We start from the raw sequence: 3774 nt of genomic DNA, 5'->3' as shown, positions 1-3774 counted from the left end.
CATGACAGATAGCGAACGTTTCGGCTATATCGATATGGTGACCGCCGAGCGCTCACCCGGTTCGACCCTGAAACCCTTTATCTACGGGCTGGCGCTGGATGAAGGTTTGATTCATAGCCAGAGCCTGTTGATGGATGTTCCGCTGACCTTTGGCGATTATCGACCCCAGAATTTTACGCGCGGATTTTCCGGAGCGGTTAGTGTCAGCCGGGCATTGCAAAAGTCTCTGAATATCCCGGCCGTTCAGGTGCTGGAGCAACTTGGCCCCGGCAACTTTTTTGCCCGCATGCAAACCGCTGGAGCCGGGCTTTTGCTGCCGCCTGATGCCACCCCGAACCTGACGTTGGCGCTTGGTGGGGAAGCAACAAATCTGCAACATCTGGTCGCCCTGTATAGCGCACTGGCTAATGAAGGCTACGCGATTACTCCCAGGTTTACTGCGCTTGACAGCATACAACGACGCAAGCTACTTAGCCCCGGTGCCGCCTGGATTATTCGAGATATTCTGGCGCAAGCAAAGGTTGGAGAAAGCTGGCGCCAGAATGTCGCCATCAAGACTGGAACCAGTTATGGAAACCGTGATGCCTGGGCCATAGGTGCTAGCGAACACCATACTATTGGCGTCTGGGTGGGTAGCCCGGATAATGCAGCCATGACAGGGCATTATGGTAGCTTTACAGCCGTCCCTATCCTGCGCTCAGTCTCTGCCATCCTACCCGACACGGCCTACTCAGCGCATGCGCAGCCGGATAGCGTAACACGCAAGCAGATTTGCTGGCCCGGTGGGCAAAACACACCCGATCTATGCGATCAGAAGATGGAAGCCTGGATACTGGACGGCGTGATACCACCCACGTTGATGGGTAGCCTTGCACAAGCTCCACTCATCTCGACGCCTTATCAGACCTTCAGCATTGCAGCAGATAGTGGTCTGCGTGCAGCGCTGGGCTGTCACGTTCAGAGCAGGCAACAAACGCTGCCGATCTGGCCTGCAGCATTACAAAGCTGGATACCAGCAAAATGGCGAAATGCTAATCGAATTCCACCACTCGATCCTCGTTGCAGACAAAGTGATGGCCTGTTAAGTGAAACCCCAGTTCAGATCATAGGCCTGGACAGGAATACAAGGCTTAAACGTCATCCATCAACCACCTCACAACCGCAACTTAGTTTTAAGGCGGTTGGCGGACAGCCTCAATGGTACTGGTTCCTGAATGGAGAACTACTGGACGAGCATGGAGACACCCTTCATCTGAGTATGCCTTTACCCGGCAGTTACCAGTTGGCGGTATCCGACCAGGCTGGCATGAGCGATGCGCTCGATTTTATTGTTGAACCGCAGGATATTTTTCGTTGAGTTATTTGTTAGAGGAGATGTCAACCAGGTCAGTTGATATCACTCTGACCAATTAAAGATTTCTGTCTAAAATATATTTCTCTGGAATCCGCTATTGAATATGGATTTTTCACAAATGCCTGTAGCGTTACTGGGTTATCCAATGGGTGAAGTTAAAATTTATCTTTTCTAGCCGGTATCATAAGATGCAGTAATGATTTATGCTGATTGTGTGCATGCCTCTGTTCCGATAAAAAGTGCCCACCTATTGTGAGACCCTCAAGCAGAGTTTGAACCTGGATTTCGTAGTTGACCTCTCGAATTAGAGGGTAACTCATTGCTTAGTAAACCGTTACAGTCGATTTATCTTTTCACGCTCCTATGCATCCATGCATTCGCGAAATAACAGCATCCATGCTGAAAACGCTCCTATGCATCGGCTCTGGCATCCTCGGCTCAAGCATCCTGCTTCGCTCTACCTCCTCCTTCCCTGGAGTCGTGCTTCGCTCTCTACAATTGCTCCCTGCATTGTTCTCGACAATAGCGCCTGCATTGTTTTCTACCTTCGCCAATCTGTGGGCTCGTACCACCTACGCGGAAGCTTTCTCTATAGGGACATAGGTAAGGGGTGTTAGCAGGACACGGAAGCTTTGTAACTCCTTGATCTACACCACCGTAAACGCACTACGACTCGTCCAACTGCAGATTCTAGGATTATAGCGCTTCACGATAACAAGTCCCCGGCTCTAATAGAGATATTTGACTGATGATCCATCAGATGGGGGGGTAATATTTTCTGGTAAAGGAGCTGGGAAAGTAAAAATGTTCTAACCCAAAAGCCCAGGAAAAGTGTTATGAATATGCAAAAACATATCAGTTAATGAAAAGGAAGGTGATAAAATTGTCTCCGCGTATCAATGGCATGCATGCAAGTAAATATTTATTAGAACCTAAAGAGGAATTAACTAATTATGGCTCAAGGCAATGCAGCCTATCAGCTAATCTTAAAGGTTGAAGATAGAATATAGTCAATTCGAATTTTTTACTGAATTTTGGAGTTTGAGTAAAATGAAAAAACCGGATAGATCATCCCAACCAGGAATGCCTGCGCATGCAAACTTTTATTGACTGGTTGCTGACTACTAATCCTCAACGACGTATTCGGCTCCAGCTCACTGGAGTCGCCACTCTATTGATGCTTGCCTGCGTTGCGGTGCTTAACCTGCTTGCCAGATTTTCTGGAACTCAGCCGCTTGCCATTTATGTGTGGACCTTTTTCGCCCTGGGCGGACTTGTCGTGTTCTTCCTGCTTATACGCAGCGGTTATTCAGAGCGCTGGCAAGATCCCTCATTGGCGCTAATACAGATAAGTTACGCGATAGCCGCCAATGCTGTAGCATACGCATTGGCAGGGGAAGGGCGCGGTGTTGTTCCATCCATTCTGGCAGTGATTCTCATGTTCAGTATGTTTGGCCTGTTGGTTCGACAGATAATTATTGTTTCCCTGTTTGCGCTACTGTCATTTGGCTCTGCCGTGGCCTATGTTGTATGGCACTCACAGGGTAGCAATGCATGGAGCCTCGAAGTGGCTAATACCGTGATGATCCTGATTGTACTCAGTGGTGGTACCTTTCTGACTTCCCGCCTGCAGCATCTACGTGAGGGTCTAAATACGCAGAAAAAGGAGCTTGAAGCTGCTTTAGAGCATATTCATCAGATTGCTTTATTCGATGAGTTGACAGGCCTGATGAATCGTCGATCAATGAATGAACTACTCGCTCAGGAGTGCCTTCGCAGTGACCGTAACGGTCGAACTTTTACTGTAGCGTTGCTGGATATTGATCATTTCAAGAAAATCAACGATAGCTACGGCCACCGAGCAGGGGACATTGCGTTAAAGCGTTTTGCTGAAACGGCTGAGCAAACAATTCGCGCAACTGATCACATCGCGCGCTGGGGTGGCGAGGAATTTTTGCTCGTTTTACCCGAAACTGAACCCCCCTCATGTGTCATGAATTGTCTGAATCGCGTGAGGGAACGCATTACTGCAATTGAAATCAATCACGAAGGGCAGCAATTCAGTTTCACGGTATCAATTGGTTTTAGCACACGCCGTGACAATGAGATGATCGAACACACCATAGATCGTGCCGATCAGGCCCTCTATAGTGCCAAGCAGAATGGCCGTGATCGTGTAGTGGCAGGCTGAATTCGTGAGATATTCATGCTGATCTCCTGTATTGGAAACAGCATATTCTCTAGCCTGGAAACTTTATCCATTCATCCTAGAATCCGCAGTTGGACGAGTTGAAGTGTGCGTTTGAGGTGGTGTAGATCAAGGCGTAACGATGCGCGGAATAGCTAGCTATTCCAAGGAGTTACAAGGCTGCCGCGTCCTGCTCACGCCCCTTACCTATGTCCCTATAGGCAACGAAGAG

General features: G+C 48.6%; 2 protein-coding genes. Both read left to right on the top strand.

Annotated features, from left to right (window positions below):
• Positions 1 to 1357, top strand: a 1357-nt coding sequence (locus ACQY6I_RS04840) for a penicillin-binding transpeptidase domain-containing protein (RefSeq protein WP_428240346.1), incomplete at its 5' end; no start/stop codon positions are given.
• 1090 nt (positions 1358 to 2447) lie between these two features.
• The gene (locus tag ACQY6I_RS04835) at positions 2448 to 3545 is read left to right on the top strand and encodes a GGDEF domain-containing protein (protein WP_428240345.1); all 1098 of its coding nucleotides are present in this window, start codon (positions 2448 to 2450) and stop codon (positions 3543 to 3545) included.
• The last annotated feature ends 229 nt before the right edge of the window (positions 3546 to 3774 follow it).

Source organism: Gynuella sp. (assembly GCF_050297175.1).
Lineage (GTDB): Bacteria > Pseudomonadota > Gammaproteobacteria > Pseudomonadales > Natronospirillaceae > Gynuella.
This window is presented reverse-complemented; position numbering and strand designations above follow the sequence as displayed.

Coding starts and splice junctions, on each gene's coding strand:
- ACQY6I_RS04835 (WP_428240345.1), top strand. CDS start 2,448: ATGCAAACTTTTATTGACTGGTTGCTGACTACTAATCCTCAACGACGT.